This window comes from Butyrivibrio sp. NC2007 (assembly GCF_000421405.1).
Lineage (GTDB): Bacteria > Bacillota > Clostridia > Lachnospirales > Lachnospiraceae > Butyrivibrio.
In genome coordinates, this window is record NZ_ATWY01000012.1 from 39,551 (window position 1) to 63,647 (window position 24,097).

Consider the following 24,097-nt stretch of genomic DNA (forward strand, 5'->3'; position numbering starts at 1 on the left):
AACCATGAAAAAGACAATGATTGGTTTGATGATAGCATTAGCAATGATGTTCCTGACAGTCAGCGTTTCACCTGTAACTGTAGAGGCATCAAACAAGACAAAGAAAACAACTTCATATTCAAAGAGTTCAAAGAAAAAGAAGACAACAAGTTCCTCTTCCAAGAAGAACAAATCTTCCAAGAGTTCAAAGAGCTCCAAAAAGAGCAGTTCATCAAAGTCAAAATCAAAGAAGTCAAGCAGTGACTATTATGATTCAAACAAGTACAAATCAGCTCAGGACTTCGCAGATGACAAGTATGAAGAGTTCTACGATTACGAAGATGACTACGATGATTACGACGAAGCTTATGAAGCAGCAGAGGATTACTGGAACGATCTTTACGACTGAGGAGAATATTTAGGGGATGACAACGGGGGGAGATGGCAGAGGCTGTTTCCCCTTTTATAACAAAGGAGGATTTTATCATGGAAGGACCTATGGATAGATTATTTGGGCATTCAGCATTTGATCTCAACAGAGATGGCAAGATTAGCGGAGCAGAATGGGCTTTTATCAATGATACATTTTTTGAGGACAACAATGGTATCTCATCCGGAAGCTCTGTGGATGAGGATGATGACGTTTTAGACGAGATCGAGATGGCAGGTCTTGATAGAGACGAGCTGGAGCTCATGGATGAAGATGAACGTAGATCTGCTCTAGAGGATGCAGGGCTGGATCCGGATGATTTTGATGATGAGTTTTAATGCATATTCGTAGATTGTGAGGAACTACATGGATATCAGAGAGTACAATATCAAGAAACTTCCATACCATTTTGTATTGTTTTACAATCTTCCAGCAGATAAACTTTTGACTTTCAGAAGCCTGTATCAAGGGCAGGAGAACGACAATGCTTTATTGACATATTGTTACCTAGACCAGCAATGTGGCCTTAGTTACAGAGCAATATGCTGGGCAACTGTCTTTGAAGATAATTCCATTAAATACCATCACGATAGAGAAATGACAACGATGCTGATTCTTCGAGAGGGTGGCCTGAATTCTGATGCATTGGTGTTTGAGGAATCGGACATGCTGTTTTACAAGCATCATGCAGACCATATAAAAGAGGCTTACGGCTATATGCCGGACAACACAGAAATACATGAAGAGGTGCTATTTGATGATTTCAGACACCCTTCATATCCCAATGATATTCTTGTAGTATTTCTTTCACCAGATCAGAAAGTTGAGAAAATGTGGGTAACAGAGCTTGGCAAAGCAGAAGATGGAGCTATCATGGTAAAGTTGCTTAATGAGCCAATGAATCCACTGATGGGAGTCCATGAGGGAGATCTTGTAAGGGTAATACCTTATGATTTTGGAGATGGAAAGCAGACTCCAGTCGCAGTGTTGGATTGGATGAAATAACGAGGATTATGAGATGAAGCCAAGGTTAAGAATGGTTGGTTCTGCAAATAGAATATACGCATTGTTGCTGGCTCTTAGCATTACTATGTCTTCATTCCTGTTCTGGAGCGTTCAGACTCATGCAGAGGATGAGATTTCAACATATGATGGAAATGCGTCTGTTGAGCTGAGCAAGAACGTTCCTGGCTTTACAATGGATGAGATCACAACCAAGTCTTTTGAAAGCTATGGAGACCGTGATAAACTCGGCAGAGTTACAACAGCGTATGCCTGCATCGGTCAGGATCTAATGCCTAAAGAGGAGCGTCAGTCCATTGGCGATGTACGTCCTACAGGATGGAAACAGAACAAGTATCCTGGACTTGTAGATTCAGATCCTCCGTATCTATACAACAGATGCCACATGATTGGATTCCAACTGACTGGTGAGAATGCCAATGAGAAGAACCTGGTGACCGGAACAAGATACATGAATGTTGACGGCATGCTGCCTTATGAGAACGAGGTTGCTAGCTACATCCACAAAACCGGAAATCATGTAATGTACAGGGTAACTCCTGTGTTTACTGGCAAGAACCTTCTTTGCGACGGCGTTCAGATTGAAGCATATTCTGTAGAGGATAAAGGAAAAGGCGTTAGCTTCAATGTCTTTTGCTACAATGTGCAGCCTGGGGTCACAATTGATTATAAGGATGGCAGCAACAAGGCTGATCCGAACCATAAGAAGGTTGTTAGTGCTGATGAGTTTGTTATTACTGGAGGAAATACTGGTACAAGCGTTGACAGATCAGCTCCATTGCAGACAGATAGAGAAGCAACCTACATTCTGAACAAGAATTCCAAGAAGTTCCATCTTCCAACATGCGATAGTGTTACTGACATGAAGGAAAAGAACAAGGAATACAGTACAAAGACCAGGGAAGAGATGATTGCTGATGGATATGATCCTTGTAAGAGGTGCAATCCATAGTAGATCAGAGTAGACAAGAGTCGGGATCAAACTAAGGCATCCCGACTCTTTGTCGCTCCTTCGGCGACAAATATGGTAGTGGTATAAGTTATATTTAAAGTGTTGGGAATTTAACTGGCGGAGTAAAAGTCATCATAATCATCTGAGGCATTATTAAGTCCGAATAACTCCAATCTTGGAAATGAAAATCGATTTAATAGATCTTTTATGGGATTTTTGACCTTTACAAGATGAGGAATATACTCGAGGTTTGAATAATTGATATCTAGAATCCCGGGATTATACATATCAAAGTGCCTGATGAAGTTATCAAAAAGGAATTCACTTGATAGTCTGCTACATTCATCTATTTCTGGAGAGTAGACTATAATTGAATCAGCGCCAGTTTTTCTTACTTTACCCAGGATAGCCACAACGAGATCATAGTATGCACAGGGTTTTGAGAAGAACTCTTCAGGAGATTCATTTAGATCCTCTTCCAGATCTTCGACAGTGGCGTATTCCCATGACATTATATCGAAGATAAAGATTCTTTCTGCATCACTGTGATGATTGAGAAAAGCTCTTACTTTTGTCATCGAGGAATTGTGGCTTGTGTCGATAATAATTATTTTCATTGAGAGGCTTCCTTTAGCATGAAACAAGAACACATATTTTATCTGTTTGATCTTGAAAATCCGGATAATGACATCAAAGAGGCAATAAATAAAGATGTTACCGAATCCAAGATTGTTGCCGAAGTGAATAACATGCTTTCTGATATTGATGAAACAACAACTTTTTCATCCATGGTCCGATACTATATGGACACCAAGCGGCTTACTACAAAAGATCTCTACGAGAGAGCCTATATTGACAGAAGGTTGTTTCACAAGATAATCAAGAATCGCAGGTATCATCCTTCAAAGAAAACAGTGTTTGCTTTATGTATTGCTTTTGGACTGGATTATCTTGAAAGTGTTGAATTGCTTGGACTTGCAAGTTATTCCTTTGCCTCGAATAACAGAGGCGATATGATTCTGAGATACTTCCTGTCAAAGCGGATTTATGATATAGACCTGATCAACAGTGTGCTATATCAATTCAAATGTCCTTGTATTGGTGATTGATTACATTGTAGTAGTTGTTTGTTGTGGATGTGTCGCCGACTCGGCGACTGGAATATGGTTATAACGTAGTGCGGAGAGCTGATCCAAGAACTTGGACGCTCTCCGCTCTTCGCTCTTCGCGCTCTTCGCATGTTGAGCAGTCCTTTTTATGACCCTTCTGAATTGCTAGGATTATATCATCAGGAACTAAAGTTTTTGTTAGAGAAAGGTAGGAAACTGCTATGAAATATGCCGTATTAGACCTCGAAATGTGCATGGTTCCTAAGGGAATCAGGAAATATGGGTATAAATATCGCCAGGAGACTATCCAGATTGGTGCGGTTCTTCTTGATGATAATTATGAAGTCATAGATGAGTTCAATACTTATGTTAAACCTGAATATGGCTGGATTGATGACTTTATTGAGAAGCTGACAGGGATATCTCAGCACGATGTAGCAGAGGCTCCTTCTTTTGAGGAAGCTTTGGAGGCATTCCTGGATTGGTTGCCAGCTGACGATGTGAGATGTGTGTCCTGGAGTGATTCAGATCCAAAGCAGATAATACATGAAGCTTTTGCAAAGGGGATAGAGGATGATCGTTTGGAGATTATCTTTGCAAACTGGATTGACTGCCAAAAGACCTTTGGGCAGAAGATGGATAGGAAGAAGTCTTACAGCCTTGAAGATGCGCTCTTTATTTCAAACATTGCTCCTGAAGGCAGAGCACATAATGGCCTTGTAGACGCGGCTAATACAGCAACTCTTTTTACTAAGCTGGAGACAGAACCAGATTACAGACTTAACGAATGGTACGAGACAGCTAGAAAGGAAGATGTTGAGCATCTGAGTTTTTGTATGGGAGATCTGTTTGCTGGGATAGTGTTGGCATGATAGAGCTAAACAGGAAATTTATTGTTATTTAGGAATTGTGTTGTCGGTATCATGATACAATTATTGTGATATGTTATGAACTATATTAAATGACTGTGGATATAAAAATATCCTAGTCACGAAGGGTTTCAATATATGAGAGAAACAATCGTATTTGCCCCTGGCCTAAACGGCCAGGAACTGATAAAGAATCTTGCCATGCATGGCAAGAATTGCATCAATCTGCGCATTTGCAACGCTGGGGAGCTTGCTCGCACAGCCCTAATGCGTTCCGGTATTTCTATTAAAGAGGATTTCGTAGATTCTGATGAAGAGACTACTCTTGTGGCAAAGGCGGTAGAGGGTGAGAGCTACTTTGAAAGGCCCTCATACTCAGATATCAAGGAGCTTGCGTCTGCCATCAGGCGTATGAGGAGCCTTGTTTCTGATGCTGATGAAGCCAAGGCGATAGAGGGTACCCTCAGCAAAGGCATCTTTACTGATAAAAATACTGCGCTTATCAGTGTGTATAAGAAGTATATGGATTTGCTCACTTCCAAGAAGGTTGTGGATGCCATTACCCTTGAGCGCAGGGCAGCAATGAACTGTGATCCGATAGATGCCGACTTCATCACGCTTCAGGAATGCCCGTTCACACCTCTTGATGAAGCTCTTTTGACAAGAGTGTCTGGTGGAAAGTATCAGCAAAAAGATATCTGCAGCCTTTTTGACAAGAAGGATTCAGGAACTAAGATTTCAAGCTTCAAGAACTGCTATGGTGCGCCTAATGAGGTGGAGACCATCATTGCAGATGTTTATAATGGCAAGAAGCTTGATGAATGTACCGTGGCTGTGACTGATGTTACGACCTATGCGCAGCTATTCTTTGACTATGCGCTTCTATATGACATCCCCGTGACCTTCGGATGCGGGATTCCTATCGTTAATTCTAACCCGGCAAAACTTCTGTCCCTGTATTATAACTGGATGACCAGGGGCTTCTTTGGCGCTGCGGCAATAAATGAGATGCTTGGCAGTGCATCTTTTAACAGATCCAAGTTATATGATATGTTCCCGGAAACCGGGGAGGGCTTTAGCTGGAGAGTGTTCTACGAGACTCTGGGGAGCCTTAAGCTTACTAATGATAAAAAGACAAATGATGAGAGGATAGCTGCTCTTAAGAACACTACTGATGAGAAAAAGAAGCAGGTGATCCCTTGTCTTGAAGTTGTGGCAAATGAGCTGGCACTTCCGGTGGAAGAGTTTATCTCCAAATATTCCTATATCCGCACTGGAACTGACAAGAACAAAGATGCCCTTCTCATGAGTCTGGATATAGCAGCTTCAGCAACCATCTACGGCGAACTTAGTACGATTCATAAGGCGGGGATAGAGCAGGATACTGAAGGTCTGATCCTTTCTATTCTTAAGAATAATGTCTGCTCGCAAAGGAGCGAGGCCGGAAAGATTCATGTGACAAGTATCAGTGGGGCTGTTTCTGCTGTCAGAAAGAATCTGTACATTGCAGGGCTGTCTGCGTCCAAATATCCCGGATCGCCAAGAGAGAATTACCTTCTCCTGGATTCTGACCTTAAGCTCTTTGGTACTGGAGCGGATTTCCTGACTGCTGATGGAAAGATTCTTAGGAAACGAGAGAGCCTTCTTAAGCTGGCAAGTGTTGCTTCGGCTTTGGGTTCAGATATCCATGTGTCATACGCAGGGCTAAATGTTTCTGACCTTAAGCGCGATAACGCATCGTCACTACTCTTTGAACTGTTCCGTCAGGAGCATGGAGCTGATGCTACGGCAAAAGAACTTGAGGCAGTAGTAGAGAAGGTTACTTACTTTGCACCAGCTGTTTCTGTTACCAGAAAAGTTGGTGATGCATACGATAAAGGACTAAAGATTTCAATGGGCACGGATAATTCCGAGGTGGCCCTTAACTTCGGCTGGAACCTTGAAAATGAATATTCACCGACCGCTCTTGATACTTTCTTTAGCTGTCCGAGAAGGTTCCTTCTTAGTTATATTCTTGGTATACCTGAGCCTGAAGATGATGACCCATTTGAGATCATATCTGCAGCCGAAAGTGGTTCCATGGCTCATGCTCTGATGGAAGAGCTTGGCAATTCCACCATTACCGGTGACGAATTCCAGAAGATGTCCGAAAGCTCTTTTGACAGCTTTATATCTGAGAATCCGCCACTGATCAGCGGTAAGGTTGAAGCTGAAAAAGAACAGTTCCTGGAAATGATGGAGACTGCCTATGAAATGGATCCTCACAGAGAAGTAGTTCTGGAGGAAGAGGACGTGCACTGCGTTCATGAGAGCGGAGTTAAGATTCATGGATTCCCGGACCGTGTCGAAAAACTGGATGACGGCACCTGCCTTATCGTGGACTTTAAGACCGGCCGTAGCGTTAAACACGTTCAGGACGACATCGAGACCTGCCTTCAGGTACTCATATATGCCTACCTTATGGAGAAGAAGGGGCTTAAGATCTCAGGCGGGGAATACAGATATATCCGTTTGGGAGAAACTGTGACTTGTAAGTATGATGATGAAATGAAGAATGCCATGCTTGAGAGGCTGAATTCTTTTAAGGAAGCCATGGTTAATGGAGAATTTCCGGTGCCTGATCCAGAGGAGATTAAGGATAAGAACCCTTGCAAGTATTGCAAATATTGCAACATATGCGGCAAGAGCTCCGCAGAAAGCGAGGTGTGATCTATGGGGAATCCTAAGTCAAACCTTGAGATAGATTCTTTATCCAGAAACAGGATCATATCTGAAATAGATACTAATTTCTTTGTTGAAGCCGGCGCAGGATCCGGTAAGACGACTATGCTTGTAAGCCGCATGGTTGCTATGGTTGAGGCTGGTATTGATATTGGCAGGATATGCGCCATTACCTTCACAAAAGCAGCTGCCGGAGAGTTCTACGACAGGTTCCAAAGGGCACTTATTGAGCGCAGTAACCCTGCTTTTGTCTGGAAGGATAAGGGCTTTGCAGGACAGCTTCCGGCTCCGACAGATGAGACCAGGGCAAGGTGTGAAAAAGCTCTTCAGAACATTGATCTGTGCTTCATGGGGACCATTGACTCTTTTTGTGGAATGGTCTTGTCTGAGCATCCTTCTGAGGCCGGCATTCCTTCAGATTCAACGATAGTTTCTGACGTGGATGTTGAGACAATATATAAACAGCAGTATGTGAAGATCTGTGATGGTGAGTACGGAAAAGAGATACAGGACCTGGCCAAGGGCTTCCGCTCAGTCAACAGGTCTGCAGAGGAGGTGTTTGTAAAGGGAATGCAGCTTCTTATGGACAACCGGAACGTGCATTTCAATTACAAAGAGATCACTTCTTTTGACATGGATAAAGAATATGGTAATCAGAGAACCGAGATAATAAGAGCCGTAAAGTGCCTTAAGGATCACCCTGAAGTCATGTATGACGGCAAAAAGGAAAGCAGAGAAGCATGGGCAAAAATTGAATCCATTTATAATGTGCTTAAGCGAAAGTGGTCTAATGACTTTACCGGTATACTTAGTGCGCTTAAGGATCTGAAAGATATTCGAACAATTCCTGGTGCAGTTGATGATTTTGGAGCTTCTCTTGGAGGACTCTTTGAACCCGGCGGAGCTAAGGGCAAGTGGCTTGAATGTTCTGTTGGTCAGGAAGAAGGTTTGTTTGTAAAGGCCGGTGAGCTTAAGTACAACATTTCCATGACTTTTTTGAATAAATGCATTCCAATCATTGAGCAGGCTATGCTGGAAAAGGGATGCCTTACCTACTTTGACTATCTCTTTTACCTGAGGAATATGCTCAAGAAGGATGCTGAGAAGGATGGAAAGCTCATCAATTACATCTATGAGCGTCATAGCTATTTCCTGATCGATGAGTTCCAGGACACAAATCCTATGCAGGCGGAAGTGTTCTTTTATCTGACGGCAAAAAAGCCTGTGCCTCAGTGGAGAGACTGCGAGCCCAAGCCGGGATCTCTTTTCATAGTTGGTGACCCCAAGCAGTCCATTTATAGGTTCAGAAGCGCGGATGTTACGTCGTTCCTGAATGTGAAGAAGCTGTTTGAGAAGAATGGCGGTGCGATAGCAATGCTGTCCAGAAACTTCAGGTCTACACGGGCTTTGTGCACGTACTATAACAAGGTCTTTTCTGAGATGCTGCCTGAAGAGACTGATGATCAGAGTAAGTTCGAGGAGATTCCTCTTCCCGAAGAGATAAATGGCGAGTTCCAGGGCATATATTCGTATAAGGCATATACGGGACAGGCGGCCAAGGATAATCCGGATGAGGCAGATCCGGTCAAGATTGCTGACATGATAGAGCGGCTTGTAGGAAGGCCGGAGTATCTCGTATCCCCCGATGGTGATGATGCACCGAGGCCTATCAAGTACAGCGATATCATGATCATTACTGGTGCAAAGAAAGGGCTTGCGCCTATTGGTGCTGAACTTAGTTCAAGAGAGATTCCGACTAAGGTTGAGGGTTCTGTTCCCTTCGGAGAAAATGAGGCGCTTCGGGAGATTCTGCTGATCTATACTGCTGTGGCAGATCCTGAGGACAAGATTGCCCTTTATGGCGCGCTGAGCGGTAAGGTTCTGGGAATATCGAAACAAGATATTATGGAATTCCGCTCTAAGGGCGGAGTTCTTGCGCTGAATTATGCAAAAGAGCTATCAGACCAGAGTGAAGCTGTTCAGAAGGTAAAAGAGAAGTTGGATATGCTGAAGGACTTGAGCCGGGAGGCGCAGAGATTGTCGCCGGCAGCTCTTTTCTCCAGAATAATGGATGAATTCAAGGTATATGAGTCGGTGGAAGCCGATAACCTTGAAGTGGTTTATTACACGCTGGAGCTTATCAGGAATGCAGAAAAGTCCGGAGAGGTTGTGACTTTGAAGGATGGAGCAGCTCTTTTGGATGAGCTGATTGCCGGGGAGTCCGATGAAGAGAGATGCCTTAGCTTAAATGACAGCAAAGACTGTGTTCATATGGCGAATCTTCACAAGGTAAAAGGTCTTGAGGCACCGGTTGTGATACTGGCGGCTTCTTCAGGCAAGACATTTGGCTCCACATCCAGGTTTGTTCATGGTGAGAAAGGTTCGGAAGGCTATGTGTTCTCTCTCGGTGAGAAACTTGATAATGGAGGCACTTGGAAATACTTTGAAACTAGTAGCTTTGCTGATGAGAAGGCGGCTGAGGATGCTTCGCTTAAGGCTGAGGGGCAAAGGCTCGTTTATGTTGCAGCAACCAGAGCCCGCAATGCGCTGATCATCTGCAACAGTGTTTACTTAAGAGGCGGGAATGAAGTGCAGGATTGTAAGTGGAAAGACCTGCTTGCTTCAGTAGATGGCGATATCTTCTCAGTTCTGACTGAGCCTACAGAGAAGAGAAAGGCAGAGGTTCATGTTGCTGACGCTGAGAAGCTTTATGAGGAAGCCCAGGAAGGATGCGCACTTAATGATAGGGACGCTGAGACCGGGACATATACTATAGAGAATCCGAGTAGATTGGAGCTGAAGTCAAAGCTTGCTGATAAAGATGAGGTTCATGCTGGGGTTATCACAGCTAGTAATGAAGCTGCAGAAGCTGATTCAGCAAGGCGTAAAGATTCTAAATCCGCTGATGATGTAGGTTCTCGCGGTGGTATGGCTGCTCTTACAGGAACCATGGTCCACAAGCTTATGGAAATGATGGTCTCCACCAGGAATAAGCTTGACGTTTCTGGTGCAATCGTGGAGATAATTCGTGAGTACAGAACACCTGAGTTCGAACCATATGAGAAGGTTATTGCTAAGAAGCTGACGGCTGTAGCAGAACATATGCAATCTGGCGGCTATGCCCAGACAAATGGCCTCCCACAAGATATGTTGAATACGCTTATCAGCGCTGATGAAGTATACTGCGAGGTTCCATTCTGTTATCGTGATGACTCTAATGGACTTGTTATCTGGAACGGAATCATGGATGTGATTTACACCAAGGATGGTCAGTGGCATATCGTAGATTATAAGACCAATGCTGACGGAAGCGATTTGGATACCAAGTACCAGGAACAGCTTTCGGCTTATATAAAGGCTTTTAAGGCTACAACCGGAGAAGACGCTGATGCGCTGACGTACCATATTGATGTGTGAAGGGAAATACTATGAGTATTCTTTATTGCAGAGTAGGCTGGATGAATGACTATCAGGGAGTTGATAGTGAACGTCCACAAGGTGGTGGAAAGTATAATCGGAATAACATCGGACATGAAGTCCATAATTATTTAGGCGTTAATGGAAAGTATTATGGATTTGTAGAGTCTGGTGTAAATAACACCATTCATGTAGAAAAACTATGTGGTGATACTAACGCTGCATACGCAGAGAATGTTCTTGTAGTCTGGGTTGCCCGGAAGCCTTCAGGTGGCGGACAATTTATCGTTGGCTGGTATAAAAATGCTACTGTTTACAGAGAATTACAGGACGTTCCAGAAGAAGCAATGGAGGTTCGCTCATTAAAATCGCACTCTGTTTACAATATATATGCGGAAGATGTTTTTCTGCTTGATCCCAAGGACAGACTGTTTCAAGTTGAGGGCATGGGGCAAAACAATATTTGGTATGGGGATAAATCCGGAGATTTGAATGAACGGGTTATGGAATACATATCGGATTATAAAAGTTATGTACCAAGTAGCGAAGTTGGCAAGCTTCGTTATATAAAAGCGTCTGACAACATAAGTTTTTCATATAACTTTGAGGTTCTTAATGCATGTTTTGGGGCAGATATGCATGCTTCTTTGCAGCATGCCACATGGGAGCCTGGAGATGGTTGCTTGGTTTGGTTCCCTCATCTTGCCAAGATTGAGAATGGTAGATATGTCCCAGGATCATCAGAGGTAAACTGGAAGAATTACTTTGAGGATGATAATAAAGATATCATTATTCAAATGCTTTATCCTGGGGAAATGGTTAATGCAAATGGTAAGGAGCCCTCATTACACTATGGTGTCGATATCAGACCATCTCATACTTTTATGAAGATGGGAGAAAGGGATTTTAGGTATGTTGGCACATTTATGCTTGACTATAACAGTTCAAGTCTTCGATACCATGTTTCTCGACGTATAAAGGAGGGCATAGATTTATCGATCTGGGAATCTGGACATGATATGAAGTATTTTGACATGTCTCAGATTGGAAAAGATGTTTTCAAAAGCTTTTATGTTGATAAAGACTATAAGCAGCAAAAGGCATATATTACGAGGTTCTTAGAAAAAGATAAGGAATATTTTGACGACGAAGTACAGTATGACAACATAAGGAAGACATTTACTGAGAAATATAGTCTGATAGCACTAAGCAGGATGGGGGCTGAGCAATATGAGAATTCATTTGCACCTGAACTAGCAGATGTACTTAATTCGTTATTTGAAGCTTCCTATAACAAGGAATTGATTCTTGAAAAGATTGGCCAGGTAAATGAGTTTGGCAGAGCCCTTGTGGATCTGTTACATGATACTGATACAAGTATAAATGACCGGATTCGTAATAGCATTTATGGAAGTGAGTTGGCTGCTCAAATATACACCTTATACGATAAAGATGGATATGCGTATCTGTACACTTTAAGTGGCCGAGTTGTTGAAAACTTTAATTATGCACTTGGGATAAAATCAGACGAATCTGTAGATTTGGTGGCAAAACAGTCCTATCTCTATTTCTGGCGGTATTGTGATGAAACAATATTGGACTGGTCTATATATAGGTTTTATCAGTTTTTATGCTTCATGGCTTCTATAAAGAGAAGAACTATACAGTATGTAGCAGCCCCAAGAGCCGATGTAAAGAAGCGCATTGAGGAAGAATCAAAGAAGCTTGATGATGAAGTTTGTGGTTCTGATTTGGCAGAAGCCCCAAAGAACTTTGAATATAGTAGTTCACCAAGGGCTAGTGAGATTAAGGCCAGTGCAAAAGTACCTAAGGAAGGGAATATTGTTCCTCGACACGCTGATCGTAGAGTTAATGCACTAGTCAGAGCAGGATATCACTGTGAGATTGATAAAAACCATCCTACATTCAAAAGAAGGAATTCAGATAAAGACTATACCGAGACACATCATCTAATTCCGCTAGAGTTTTCTTCGGAGTTTGAGTATACCCTTGATACTGAGGAAAATATAGTTTCGCTGTGTAGTAATTGCCATAATCAGATTCATTATGGTGAAGGAGCTGAAAAATTGCTTAAGCAGCTCTTTGATGAGCGTAAAGATGCATTGTATGCTGCGGGACTTGATAAGACAATTAAAGGCGTGACAATGGACTTCCAGCAATTACTGCACATGTATGGTTTAGATTAGAAGAATATGCACATAAAAATGTACAGCCCCATGTCTTATGATAAGCATAGGAAAGATACTTATCGCTGTATTTTATAGAAAGGGGCAGATTTATGTGGACAGATCATTTTGTATTAAAGGACAAAGACGGAAATGTTCTTAAGGAAAAGAACAAGGTGGAGCATCTAAAAGTATTTCTTGATGAAATGGGGATAGGCGAGAATGATGTCTATCACATCAAGTCAGATGTTTCCGGATATGAGTTTGAAGTTACTGCTAAAACAACGCAGGAAGATTGGCGAGAGTATGCTAAGGACTGCTACATGGCTCTAGACTGATACTGAGCATTGAGTAACTGTGGGAGAATCTCATGATCAAAGTATATGGAACTGAAACGAAAAAGATGCTGAACTTACTCATATTGGATGTACTTCAGCGATATTCTGATGCGGACCATACTCTGACCCAGCAGGCAATCATCAGGATTCTTAGGTCTGACTATGGAGTTGAGAAGATTGATCGTCGTTCTGTGAAGGCTAATGTTCTGTCTTTGGTTGATATGGGCTATGAAATATCCATGGAAGAGGGAAATGGGTACTATCTCATGAGCAGGGAGTTTGAGGATGCGGAACTGCGTCTGCTTATTGATTCTGTGCTCTTTTCCAAGACTATTTCAGATGCTTATGCCAAAAGACTCATCGAAAAGCTGAAGTCCTTTGGCAACATATATTTTGATATGCGTGTTTCTCACGTTAAACCTACTCCAACCATGAACCGCACCGATAACAAGCAGGTTCTCTATAACGTCAGCGCTATTGATGATGCAATTGATAATAAGAAAAAGATTTCTTTTCACTATTGTAAGTATGGCCTCGATTTCAAGATGCACGATCTTGGTAGGAACTATGTGGTCAATCCGTACCAGATGGTAGCTTCGGGTGGGCATTATTACCTTCTCGGGAATTTGGACAAATACGATGATGTGGCCTATTACAGGATTGATAAGATGACCAATGTGGTGATTCTTGATGAGAAGGTTAAGCCTCAGAAAGAAGTGGTTGGCCTTGATGGTCAGCTTAACCTGTCCAAGCATATGGCAGAGCATATCTACATGTTCTGTGGAGAAACGCTTAATGTTACGCTTAAAACCACTCCGGGGATGATGGATGCTCTAGTAGATTGGTTTGGTAAGGATTTTAAGATTCTGAAGAGTACTGAAGATAAGCTTGAGATTCTGGTCCGATGCAATGAGAATGCCATGTTCTGTTGGGCTCTTCAATATGGGCCGCAAGTAGAAGTTCTGGCACCCGCGTCGCTAAGAGCAGATCTAGCAAAAGAGATAAAAAAAATGAACGATAAGTACCACAATGATAATTGATGAACGATTAAGAAAGAAAAGTATAGATGCTTTAATATAAAACTGATATCTGGAGGACGATATGTCTAATGAGTATGAGCATTTACAGATAGTTACACTTAAGACTATTTTAGGAGAAAAACTTGATATTCCTGAGTATCAAAGACCATATAGATGGACAACGGAGTCGGCGGTTACGCTATTTTCTGATATCTATAATGCGTTTGTTTCGAAAGTACCAGAATATCGAATAGGTTCGGTAGTTTTGCATAATAACGAAGGCAAAATGAAAATAGTAGATGGGCAACAACGTCTAACAACGTTGTCTATTCTTGTATATTGCTTTTCAGAAATAAAAAAAGACAAGGCGTTAGCATCCTTACCGGAGTTATTGAAGGCAGAATTTAATGATCTTTCTTTGGAAGCAATAGTTAATAACCATCAGATTCTTTTGCGTAAGGTAAAAGAAATGGAAGAATCTGAGCTGGATAAGTATTTGGCATATTTGCTAGATAGATGCACTATGGTTCGTATTGTAACAGATAGTGAGCAGGAGGCTTTTCAGTTTTTCGATTCTCAGAATTCTAGAGGTAAAGCTTTGGCACCTCATGATTTGCTCAAATCGTATCATCTTAGAGAAATGCGAGATGATGATGAAACAGAAAAGATTAGTATTATTGAGAGATGGGAGACGACCAATCAGAAAAAGTTGGAGCATCTTTTTAAGGATCATTTGTATCCTATGGTTCGTTGGTATAAATTTCAGGATGGAATTGGTTATTCTGCAAAGGATATTAAGACTTTCAAAGGAATAAAGACAAGTAATAATTTTAATTTTTCGATATATAATCGAGCAGCAAATCTCTATGTTGAACATTTCAATAGAGAAGGCATGTATGAGTTAGCATCAGGGAAAATGATTAATCAGTTTCAGCTGACGCAACCGGTCATAGCAGGAAAGAGATTCTTTGAATACAGTTTGCATTACCTTAAACTAAAAGAAACTGTAGAACAATTAGTAGAATTCAAGTATAAAGCTACAAATGTAGATGGGCTTATCCCTGAAAGCGGTGTAGGAGATAGCTACATTAAGAAATTATTTATAAATATTGTTATGTTCTATGTAGATAAATTCAACATTGAGGCTTTGAGTGATACTAGACTCGAACAAATGTATAAATGGGCATATTCTCTTAGAGTTGTCATGAAAGCAGTTTATTGGGAATCTGTTAACCGCTATGCTCAAGGGATTAACGATCGTGTGAATTATGGGGTTAACTTATTCGCAAGAATAAGCGAAATGCAAGATCCGTCTGAAATGGACGCAATTATCCTCGAGTCTGTTGATATGGCAGATGCTGAAACATATAAGGTCAATGTAGATAGGTACAAAAATATTATTGATAGAATCAACTCATAGGTGGATATATGGAATATTTAGAAGAAATTGTGCAGCCAGAAGAATATAGTCTTGTAAATTTATTCAGGGGTACTGAGTATATAGTGCCAATCTATCAACGAAACTATGCTTGGGAGAGTGATGAGATTGAGCAGCTTCTTGAAGATATTAATGATTCAACGGGAAAATACTATCTTGGAAGTCTTATTGTCAATCAACAATCAGCAAGTGTCTTTGAAGTAATAGACGGACAGCAGAGACTTACAACTATCTTTTTATTGTTATCATATCTGAATGATGAGTCCGTTAATAGGAATTCATTAAGATTTGAAGCAAGGGAAAAGTCGAATAAAACACTTTCAGAAATAAATAAAATAAAAAATACAACGGATGAATTAGAAAAAGAACCATGGTTTTCAGAAGAAATAATAAATGGATACTCCATAATTAAGAAGTACTTTTTGAGGAAAACAGAAGAATCAAAAGGCTTTGCGGATGACTTCAAGAATAAGCTTGCGCATATTGCTATTATTCGTACTCAGGTACCTAAAAAGATTGATCTCAACCATTATTTCGAAATAATGAATACGCGCGGAGAACAACTCGAACTTCATGAGATAGTTAAAGGCAACATTCTTTCTGTTATTGATTCTAGAGAAGATAAGATCATAGCGGCATCAATTTGGGATGCGTGTGCTCTAATGGATAGATATGTACAGATGTCATTTCCTAAGCAGGTGCGAGAAAATGTGTTTGGTGATGATTGGGTATCTTTTCCATATCAAAAATACGAAGATATTCGACCGTTATTTATGATCGAAGGAAAAGTAATGGGAAATAGTGGGAGTGATGAAAACAAATACACTTTGATCAGCAAGCTCCGGGAAGGATTTAAGAGTACTAAAAAGGAATCTAAAGACAATAAACCCGAGGAAAATGAAAGGTTCGAATCAATTATTTCGTTTCCAAATTTTTTATTACAAGTAAATGAGGCTGTGAGTTCGGCAGGTATAGAAGATGATGCGGGATTAGATGACAAGAAATTCATATCCTTGATGAAGCCTCATTATGCGGATAATGATAGTGCATTGAGTTTTATTTTTTCATTATTGAAGTATCGAATGCTTTTCGACAAATACATTATAAAACGTGAGTATGCTAAGGATTATAGAATTGAGGGTCGGTGGTCTTTACAACGCATCGAGAAATATATAGGAAACAAAGGACCCCAACCAACCTATACAGGAACTTATAATACTGGGGACACAGATAATAACTCTACAAAACGAGTGCGCTTATTACAATCTTGCCTTCGTATTACTTATACATCGCCCAAAACAATGCATTGGATATCTAAAGCATTAGCAGAATTAGCCAAAAGTGAAGGTATCGATTTGCAATTTGTTTTGGAAAAGTATTGTTGCGATAAAATCTTGGATTCAGAGTACAAGAGCCGAGAAGGATTTGGAATTGATAGGATTGTGTTTACTTACCTCGACTATGTTCTTTCACGGGATAAAGCAGATAATTATCAGTTCCAGTTTAGAACCTCAATAGAACATTTTTTCCCACAACACCCAATTACAAAAAATGTTTGGGATGCAAAGAGTTTAAACTGTTTTGGAAATCTTGCACTTATTACGGTGTCGGCTAATTCCAAGTTTTCTAATATGTTACCGCATCAGAAAGCAGAGGATTATCCTGAATACATTGAACAAAGTCCAAAACTTATGCTTATGCGTGATTTGATGATGAAGAATAATGGAATATGGGAGATTAAAACCGCGAAGGATCATAACGATGAAATGATGAAGATTCTTGATGATGAGATAAAGAATCACAAGTAGCGTTTGGGCCATTGTATCTTGGAATGAAACATCATAATACATACTTAAAAGAGCCTCGTCAAGGGGCTCTTTTAATGTGCAAATTTTTGTACCACCCCTTTGATACTATGAAGATGAAAAGAAGGAAAAGCGTGATTCAGACGGAGGTACAAGGATGAATTTTTATAGTGCCATTGTAACTTATAAGGCTATGAGCCTTCCATTTGGCTGTGATGAGGACCGCAAGCTTACTTATACGCCATCCAGTGATGAAGAAAAACGAAGCTTTAATACCAAGCTCAGGAATATGAACGGAATCTTCAGTAACAAAGATGGGCACGAAGATCCATTTTCTCTTTTGGTGTACTCAGCCAGAGCAGAGGAACTGAAAGTCGTCTTTTCCATTGATCTTAATAAGTATTCAATGAAGAATTTTAAGAAGAAGATCACAGGCTATCTGACAGAGTACTTTGATGTTGACGATATTTCTTTTACCGAAGTTCGGGAGATAACCGTTCATGAGTTTAACATAATGATCAACAAGGCTCCTTTTTATGAGCTGTTGAACAGTTCCTATGACACCATTTCTGAATTGGGGACTGATTACTTCAATGAAAGAGCCTTCAGCATAAAAGAAAAGCTGATGGACGGCAAAAAGTGGAGCCTTTCGAAAGCCAAAGAGGAAGCCACTAAGATACTGGCAGATAAGTCGTTGGTTGAGGAGATTGAGAGAATTTATTCTGACAGAAATGAAAAGAAATATTACGGAAATCCGGTGCACTACAAGGTTTCTGCGTCAAATATGGATTCGGCCAATGGGATGGTCGATGTTCTGGTCAACTCCTTAAGGTCAAACAACAGACTTCTTGGAAACAGGGTGAATAAGATCTATGAGATTACAGAGGGCTGTTACGACGAGGAGGAGTTCGTTCACACAGTTGATCATGCACAGGGCGGAGTTGTAGTGATAGACATGTCTGGGACGGAAGAAGACCATGGCAGCTATGCGTCAGCGTACCATGAAGTCATTCACTTTTTTGACAAGCAGATTGAGAAGTATCAGGTAAACACCCTGTTTATCTTTGTTGAGCTCACTGAAAATCCAGGGTTTTCAAAGGCTCTAATGAGTACAATCCAGGAAGATGTTGATATAGTCGAGCTAAGAGAAGGAACGGTAAATCGCGACCTTGCTGCTGATTTTATTAAGAAACAGATGAAGGAAAAGGGAATGAAGGTCACTGATGCTGATATTGACGTGGCGCTGCCTGATAAGCAGCTCTTTTCCGTAGGAGAGGCATACTCAACAATCAACAAGATCTATAAGGACAGCCTCAAAAAGATGCATTACCTGGCTTATGAAAAGGTCAACTACTATGACGTCAAGGAGAAGAAGTGTGAGATCGAGCCATATAAAGAACTTATGGGAATGATCGGCCTCACAGAGGTCAAGAAGACTGTTAATGACATTTTGAATTCTGCAAAGGTCAGAAAGATCAGAAGCGAGATGGGGATTGATAACTACAAGCCTTCCATGCACATGATCTTTACTGGAAATCCTGGCACTGCAAAGACAACTGTTGCAAGGCTGCTGGCGGACATTTTATATAAGGAAGAAGCCCTGGATGGAAATAGATTTGTTGAGTGCGGGCGTGCGGATCTTGTTGGAAAGTATGTGGGCTGGACAGCTAAGACCGTGAGGGCTAAGTTCGGGGAGGCCAAGGGCGGAATTCTTTTCATCGATGAGGCTTATGCATTGGTTGATGACAGTAACAGCTTTGGCGATGAGGCTATAAATACTATCGTTCAGGAGATGGAGAATCACAGGGATGATGTTATCGTGATCTTTGCCGGATATCCTGAGAAGATGAAGGCTTTCCTGGATAAGAATGAAGGCCTGAGAAGCAGAATAGCGTTTCATATTGATTTCCCAGATTATAAGGCTGAGGAACTGGGTCAGATTCTGGACCTTATGGCAGGTAAGAAGGGATATTCTCTTGCGGATGGTGCAGCAGATAAGTGCATGGAGATATTCCGTAATGCTTCTCAGAAGAAGGAATTTGGTAATGGCAGGTTTGTAAGAACACTTCTTGAGCAGGCAGAGATGGCCCAGGCCGGAAGAATAATGACGGAGAATGCAGGACAGAAAATCGACAGAGAGGCCCTGAAGGTGTTGACGGCAGAGGATTTTGAAGTCAATGCCGGAAAGGTCGGCAAGGAAGAGAAGAAGATTGGGTTTGCGATATAAGTGCCACAGAACCTGGATGTTGATTAATAATTTATGATAACATGGTAATAGGAGGTGGATCTTATGAGAGGTAATTCATATAACGATACTTTTTCTGTAACTGAGGCTGCAAACCTCATTAGGAGCACTTGTGGCTGCTTAGATGTTCAGATGGCAGACCCAATAAGTGAATTCCTTGATGATAATCGCAGAGACGAAAAAATAGAAGACATCATTACTGCACTTTCTGAATTTCCGGAAAAGCTTAAAGATTATGGCTTTAGGCATGAATTGAGTGTTATCCCTACAAAAGCCCGGAAAAAAACACCTTGTAACAACCTCTTGTGTTTTGGCTTGGAAGAAACTAAGCTTTCTCCGGTTTTCTCAAAAATTGATAAAGCAACAGATGACATGAAAGATGTCTCCGGTTTAAAGAACGTTATACTATTTACTGATAAGTGGAATGAAAAGGCTTTCGAAAAATATGAGGAAGTATTTCTGGAAAAAGCTAAAGATAACGATATATGGTTTGTGTTCTACATGATATCAGAAGAGGGGCTTACTCAGATTCCATTTTTGCCGAATGTGAGATATACGTTTGATGGTATAGAGGAAGCAAAAGAAGAACGATTAAAGATTAAAAATGTACATAAAAAGAGGGAAGAGGTCATATATCCATACAGTCTGTCCCTTCATGTCAACGACTCATGGAAACCTATGGATGGATACGAATATGAGTTTTATTGCGAAAGGTTTGAATGGGTAGAAATACCGTATTCAGGGGAAACTAAGCATGGTTCTTTTTCTAAATCTGCTTTAGACACATTTCTTCGAAGCATTTACCACATTTTTAACGAAAGCGATGAAAATTTCGCATCTTTGAATTATGCCTCCGACGGAATTGTTTATGAGCTTAAGATAAATGGTGAATCGAAATTATGGCATTTTAGTGATTTAGAAAACAAGGACACCCCGCGTGGGCGGCTGGGTCACGCGGTATTAAGGTTTATTAGTAAATGTAAATAAAACATAATAAACATGAATAAAATATAATGTCAGTTGAAACCGGCAGAAAGTAATGTTATATTCTAATCAAATAAGAAACCTATGAAGAGTGCGCGAGGGACAAGCCCAATGACCGCACGACAACCTGCCACGAATACTAGTGGTAAGGTGCCAAAGCTTGATCGATGGGTACAGACTACTTCGTAGTAAGGACTCATCGAGACGATGGGTCTTTTTTGTTGGTTCACCAACGAAAAAGATGTCTTTTGTAGCCTCTTTATAGTAGATAAGGAGGCTTTTTATGTCTAATGAAAGAAGATTGAAAGAAGGAACATCAGCATTTTACATTTATGATGAAAAGATCACATTCTCTAGTGAAGATCCGTTTATTAAGTGGCTACGTGAGGAAGGGTTTGAATACGAAAGTTTTGGTCATGGGAACGGCCCACATGCTTTATATGTAAACATCAATTCCAAGGTTTACACTAGAGGGATGGCAGGCGTTGGATTAGCTCCTGTGGTGGGTAATCATGCAATACATATTGATGAGTTTAAGCAGATATACTTCATCTTTAAGAAGTACGAAGGACTAGCTATGGGGTATTATTCCTGGGAGCAGCAACGTAAGTTAGATGAGTATCTGAAGAATAAGGATGCGATTGAGGCGGAGAATAAAAGAAAAAGAGAAGAACGAGACGCAGCATATTTCGGTGCCGATCCTTCTTTTGAGGAGTACTGTAAAGATTTAAAGACAGCATTGCTGGATGATTCATGGTATAAAGAGCATTATACAGAAGAAGAAATTGAATCTGAAATCGAATATTTTGAAAAAGATGTCAAGCACTGTTTTGAAAGGGAAGAGCATCCGAATAGTGTGGCTGCAAAATGGTGGATAATTACATTTTGATTGGGTAGCCAGGTAAGATTCAAGTTCAGCTTGAATCTTTTCTTGAAACATAAATCTGTACTCGCTAGAATTAAGGTGGATTCGGCAATAAGATGAAGATGTAAGGAAGAGATCTCTTTTACCAAAGCAACTTATGGAGGAATCAAATGAGTATAGGAACAAATATCAAAAGCCTCAGGGAAGATAGAAAACTCACACAGAATCAGGTGGCAGATGCATTGGGAATAACTTTTCAGGCTATTTCTTCCTGGGAAAGAGATGAGTATAAACCGGATACAGACAAGCTGATAAAGCTGGCAGAATTCTTTGATGTATCAGTGTCAGCTATTGCTGAAGAAAAGAGCAATACCTTCAAAACCAAGGAAGTTATCTATGACTGGGAGCATATGAAAACCTATGTGAAGACAACTGCCAGGAATTTCAAACTTTCCAATACCTTGAAAGCTGTTGATTATGCAGTGGATGCTCACGAAGGACAAAAGCGTAAGCGTTCTTCAACTCCATATATTTATCATCCGCTCAATCTGGCCTGTCATGCACTGGCAATGGACATAAGGGATGATGCAGTGGTAGCTGCCTGTCTTCTTCATGATGTCATAGAGGATTGCTCTTCAAAACTTGAGGATCTCCCGGTTGATGACGAGGTAAAAGAGCTTGTGCAGTTGCTCACTTGTGAAAAAACCAATGATAAGAATCGGGAAGCAATAATAAAACCTTATTACAAAGCTATCGCTGGAAATCCTAAAGCTGCATTGATAAAGTGCATGGACAGATGTAACAACCTTACTACGATGTCCTGGGGATTAAGCAGAGATAGAATCTACAGGATGATCAAAGAGACAGAAGAGTATTATCCTGAGTTACTAAAAACAATTAAAGACACCACTGAGTATAACAATGCTGCGTGGCTTCTTAAGTATCAAATGGAGAGTATGCTGGATATTTATAAGAGACTGATGTAAGGAGGTGACCTATGATCGTACGCGGTAGCTATGATTGGAAACCTGCCGACAGAAAGCTTTCGGTGCAACGGCATATAAATTGGCTTGATGATAAAGCTGATATCGTTTGGATGGATTATGATGAATGGCGCAAAGATCCTATTATTGTCAGCGAGAATGCGGAAAACGTTCCAAAAGAGATAAAGGCCTTTATACCAAAATGGAGGGAAAGAGCGGCCAGTGTGCTTAATGGGCCAATATCGTATTTCTGCCCTATAAAATGGGCTTGCTCAGATGTATATTACAAAGGTGAAAAGTACCGTGTTGATACTGGGGTTATAGGTGGAGTAACTGATCACCTGACAATTGACTGGTTATTTGAGTACATTGAAAGAGATATAGCCGCAGATCTATATTCCATCGGTGCTCTTTATGTTGAATACAGGGGAATGGTCGATTAGTAGCTGCGACAAAATTATGTAGAGCCGTGTTACTGTCATGTGATATCATTAACCTATCATTTTAGGGGAGTGAAAAGTGTTTTGAGCAGTTGTATTATCTATTATTCCAAGCATCATGAGAATACCAAGAAACTTGTTGATGCCATTAAAGCGGAGCGTCCAGAGGTTGATCTTATTGATGTGACGCAGAAGCGCGAGCAGGATCTTCATGGATATGATGTAATCGGTTTTGCCAGCGGTATTTACTATGGAGAGTTCGCTGAGCAGGTTTTAAACTTCGCCCGGGTAAACCTTCCACCACAGAAAAAGGTCTTTTTCATGGCCACTTGTGGGAATCCGATGAAGAGCTATTTCAAGGGAATAAGCAAAATCGCGGCTGATAAGCAGTGTGTTGAGGTTGGAAAGTATCTTTGTAAGGGATTTGACAGCTTTGGGCCTTTCAAGCTTGTTGGTGGAATTCAGAAGGGGCATCCTACGGATGAAGAGATAATGAGTGCGGTAGAGTTTTATAATAGTATTGTTTTATAGAGAGCATAAGTGTGGGCGGTGCGTTTGAACGTACCGCCCATTATTCATTAGATTTGATGGTCCATTACCCACTGCAAAAGATCTTCATATTCCTTCTTGCTTGCAGCAATATCGAGGATGATCTCATAAAGTTCTTTCTGCGTGTATTGGAGCTCAATTCCGTTAAGTGCCAGGAAAACGAGCATGGTATGAGCGCCAATTCTTTTGTTTCCGTCCTCCATGCAGTGGTTCTTGATAAGTCCGTATCCTAATCGGGCAGCTTTTTCCTGGATGGTAGGATACAGCTCTTTTCCATCAAAGGTCTGAAATGGATTTTCGAGAGCTGAGTCCAAGAGGTCATAATTCAAAACCTTGTCGCTGCCACCAGTTTGTTCAACAAGCTGCTTGTGCATCATGAGGATCTGTTTTTGAGTAAGTCTTTTCACTTTGCCAGTACCTCATATGCTTCTTTGTTTTGTGCCATGAGCTTCTGTGAAATGGCAAGAACATCTTTATCAAAGGCTTCGCTGGTTTCTTCTGTTTTTCTTATGTCTGTGATGAGAAAGCAGGGAGTATTATTCTTGAGAATAAGCGCTGCGCCTTTTTCCTCTACAAGTTTAGCTACTTTTGAAAAATTACGGTTGGCTTCTGTAATGGAAACCATGATACTTGTATCTACTGTCATAGGAAGTACCTCTCTTTCTATGATTAAATTATAAACAAATAGTAGGTATAATTCAACCTACAATTATTTGACAATGCTTCGAATGTGTTCAATACATAA

22 protein-coding genes and 1 riboswitch are annotated in these 24,097 nt (G+C 40.9%); of the genes, 19 read left to right on the forward strand and 3 right to left on the reverse strand.

The window, feature by feature from the left end; genetic code table 11:
• Positions 1-4: 4 nt before the first annotated feature.
• The 4 genes from G632_RS0110570 (at position 5) to G632_RS0110585 (ending at position 2,384) form a co-directional block, all read left to right on the forward strand.
• The gene (locus tag G632_RS0110570) at positions 5-388 is read left to right on the forward strand and encodes a hypothetical protein (RefSeq protein WP_026512533.1); all 384 of its coding nucleotides are present in this window, start codon (positions 5-7) and stop codon (positions 386-388) included.
• 77 nt (positions 389-465) lie between these two features.
• Positions 466-747: a hypothetical protein gene (locus G632_RS0110575; RefSeq protein ID WP_026512534.1), complete on the forward strand. Its 282-nt coding sequence runs from the start codon at positions 466-468 to the stop codon at positions 745-747.
• A gap of 28 nt (positions 748-775) precedes the next feature.
• Entirely contained in the window at positions 776-1,414 is a 639-nt protein-coding gene (locus tag G632_RS0110580) for a hypothetical protein (RefSeq protein WP_022769116.1), read from the forward strand.
• 13 nt (positions 1,415-1,427) lie between these two features.
• Positions 1,428-2,384 (forward strand): DNA/RNA non-specific endonuclease, encoded by a 957-nt coding sequence (locus tag G632_RS0110585; RefSeq protein WP_022769118.1) that lies wholly within the window; start codon positions 1,428-1,430, stop codon positions 2,382-2,384.
• A gap of 110 nt (positions 2,385-2,494) precedes the next feature.
• On the opposite strand, the gene G632_RS0110590 is transcribed toward G632_RS0110585, so the two are convergent.
• Positions 2,495-3,001, reverse strand: a complete 507-nt coding sequence (locus tag G632_RS0110590; RefSeq protein ID WP_022769119.1) for a hypothetical protein — start codon at positions 2,999-3,001, stop codon at positions 2,495-2,497.
• A gap of 18 nt (positions 3,002-3,019) precedes the next feature.
• Between G632_RS0110590 and G632_RS0110595 the strand changes: the two genes are divergently transcribed.
• The 15 genes from G632_RS0110595 (at position 3,020) to G632_RS0110670 (ending at position 23,334) form a co-directional block, all read left to right on the forward strand.
• Positions 3,020-3,493, forward strand: a complete 474-nt coding sequence (locus tag G632_RS0110595) for a hypothetical protein (protein ID WP_022769120.1) — start codon at positions 3,020-3,022, stop codon at positions 3,491-3,493.
• A gap of 221 nt (positions 3,494-3,714) precedes the next feature.
• On the forward strand, positions 3,715-4,365 hold the full coding sequence (locus tag G632_RS0110600) for a 3'-5' exonuclease (protein ID WP_022769122.1): 651 nt from the start codon (positions 3,715-3,717) through the stop codon (positions 4,363-4,365).
• A 135-nt stretch (positions 4,366-4,500) separates the two neighbouring features.
• The gene (locus G632_RS0110605; protein ID WP_022769123.1) at positions 4,501-7,071 is read left to right on the forward strand and encodes a PD-(D/E)XK nuclease family protein; all 2,571 of its coding nucleotides are present in this window, start codon (positions 4,501-4,503) and stop codon (positions 7,069-7,071) included.
• A 3-nt stretch (positions 7,072-7,074) separates the two neighbouring features.
• Entirely contained in the window at positions 7,075-10,500 is a 3,426-nt protein-coding gene (locus G632_RS0110610; protein ID WP_022769124.1) for a UvrD-helicase domain-containing protein, read from the forward strand.
• Between the two features lie 11 nt (positions 10,501-10,511).
• Entirely contained in the window at positions 10,512-12,707 is a 2,196-nt protein-coding gene (locus G632_RS21225) for an HNH endonuclease (RefSeq protein WP_022769125.1), read from the forward strand.
• Between the two features lie 92 nt (positions 12,708-12,799).
• Entirely contained in the window at positions 12,800-13,024 is a 225-nt protein-coding gene (locus tag G632_RS0110625; RefSeq protein WP_022769127.1) for a hypothetical protein, read from the forward strand.
• A 32-nt stretch (positions 13,025-13,056) separates the two neighbouring features.
• A complete protein-coding gene (locus G632_RS0110630; protein WP_022769128.1) occupies positions 13,057-14,064 on the forward strand; it encodes a helix-turn-helix transcriptional regulator in 1,008 nt (335 codons plus the stop codon).
• Positions 14,065-14,125: 61 nt separating this feature from the next.
• Complete coding sequence (locus G632_RS0110635; protein WP_022769129.1) at positions 14,126-15,463, forward strand: DUF262 domain-containing protein; 1,338 nt, start codon at positions 14,126-14,128, stop codon at positions 15,461-15,463.
• A gap of 8 nt (positions 15,464-15,471) precedes the next feature.
• Positions 15,472-17,289 (forward strand): DUF262 domain-containing protein, encoded by a 1,818-nt coding sequence (locus tag G632_RS0110640; RefSeq protein ID WP_022769131.1) that lies wholly within the window; start codon positions 15,472-15,474, stop codon positions 17,287-17,289.
• A 154-nt stretch (positions 17,290-17,443) separates the two neighbouring features.
• Positions 17,444-19,513: an AAA family ATPase gene (locus G632_RS21230; protein WP_022769132.1), complete on the forward strand. Its 2,070-nt coding sequence runs from the start codon at positions 17,444-17,446 to the stop codon at positions 19,511-19,513.
• 63 nt (positions 19,514-19,576) lie between these two features.
• Positions 19,577-20,518 carry a hypothetical protein gene (locus G632_RS0110650; protein WP_022769133.1) on the forward strand — a complete coding sequence of 314 codons (942 nt, stop codon included), beginning with the start codon at positions 19,577-19,579 and terminating at the stop codon, positions 20,516-20,518.
• Between the two features lie 76 nt (positions 20,519-20,594).
• Positions 20,595-20,689, forward strand: a riboswitch (SAM riboswitch).
• Positions 20,690-20,798: 109 nt separating this feature from the next.
• Positions 20,799-21,404 (forward strand): hypothetical protein, encoded by a 606-nt coding sequence (locus tag G632_RS0110655; protein ID WP_022769135.1) that lies wholly within the window; start codon positions 20,799-20,801, stop codon positions 21,402-21,404.
• Between the two features lie 146 nt (positions 21,405-21,550).
• Entirely contained in the window at positions 21,551-22,366 is an 816-nt protein-coding gene (locus tag G632_RS21235) for a helix-turn-helix domain-containing protein (RefSeq protein WP_022769136.1), read from the forward strand.
• A gap of 11 nt (positions 22,367-22,377) precedes the next feature.
• A complete protein-coding gene (locus G632_RS0110665) occupies positions 22,378-22,806 on the forward strand; it encodes a hypothetical protein (RefSeq protein WP_022769137.1) in 429 nt (142 codons plus the stop codon).
• A gap of 81 nt (positions 22,807-22,887) precedes the next feature.
• Positions 22,888-23,334: a flavodoxin domain-containing protein gene (locus G632_RS0110670; RefSeq protein ID WP_022769139.1), complete on the forward strand. Its 447-nt coding sequence runs from the start codon at positions 22,888-22,890 to the stop codon at positions 23,332-23,334.
• 47 nt (positions 23,335-23,381) lie between these two features.
• On the opposite strand, the gene G632_RS0110675 is transcribed toward G632_RS0110670, so the two are convergent.
• Both G632_RS0110675 and G632_RS0110680 read right to left on the reverse strand, forming a co-directional pair.
• Positions 23,382-23,759: a type II toxin-antitoxin system death-on-curing family toxin gene (locus G632_RS0110675; RefSeq protein ID WP_022769140.1), complete on the reverse strand. Its 378-nt coding sequence runs from the start codon at positions 23,757-23,759 to the stop codon at positions 23,382-23,384.
• On the reverse strand, positions 23,756-23,998 hold the full coding sequence (locus G632_RS0110680; protein ID WP_022769141.1) for a type II toxin-antitoxin system Phd/YefM family antitoxin: 243 nt from the start codon (positions 23,996-23,998) through the stop codon (positions 23,756-23,758). Before G632_RS0110680 ends, G632_RS0110675 begins: the two co-directional genes overlap by 4 nt.
• Positions 23,999-24,097: the final 99 nt, after the last annotated feature.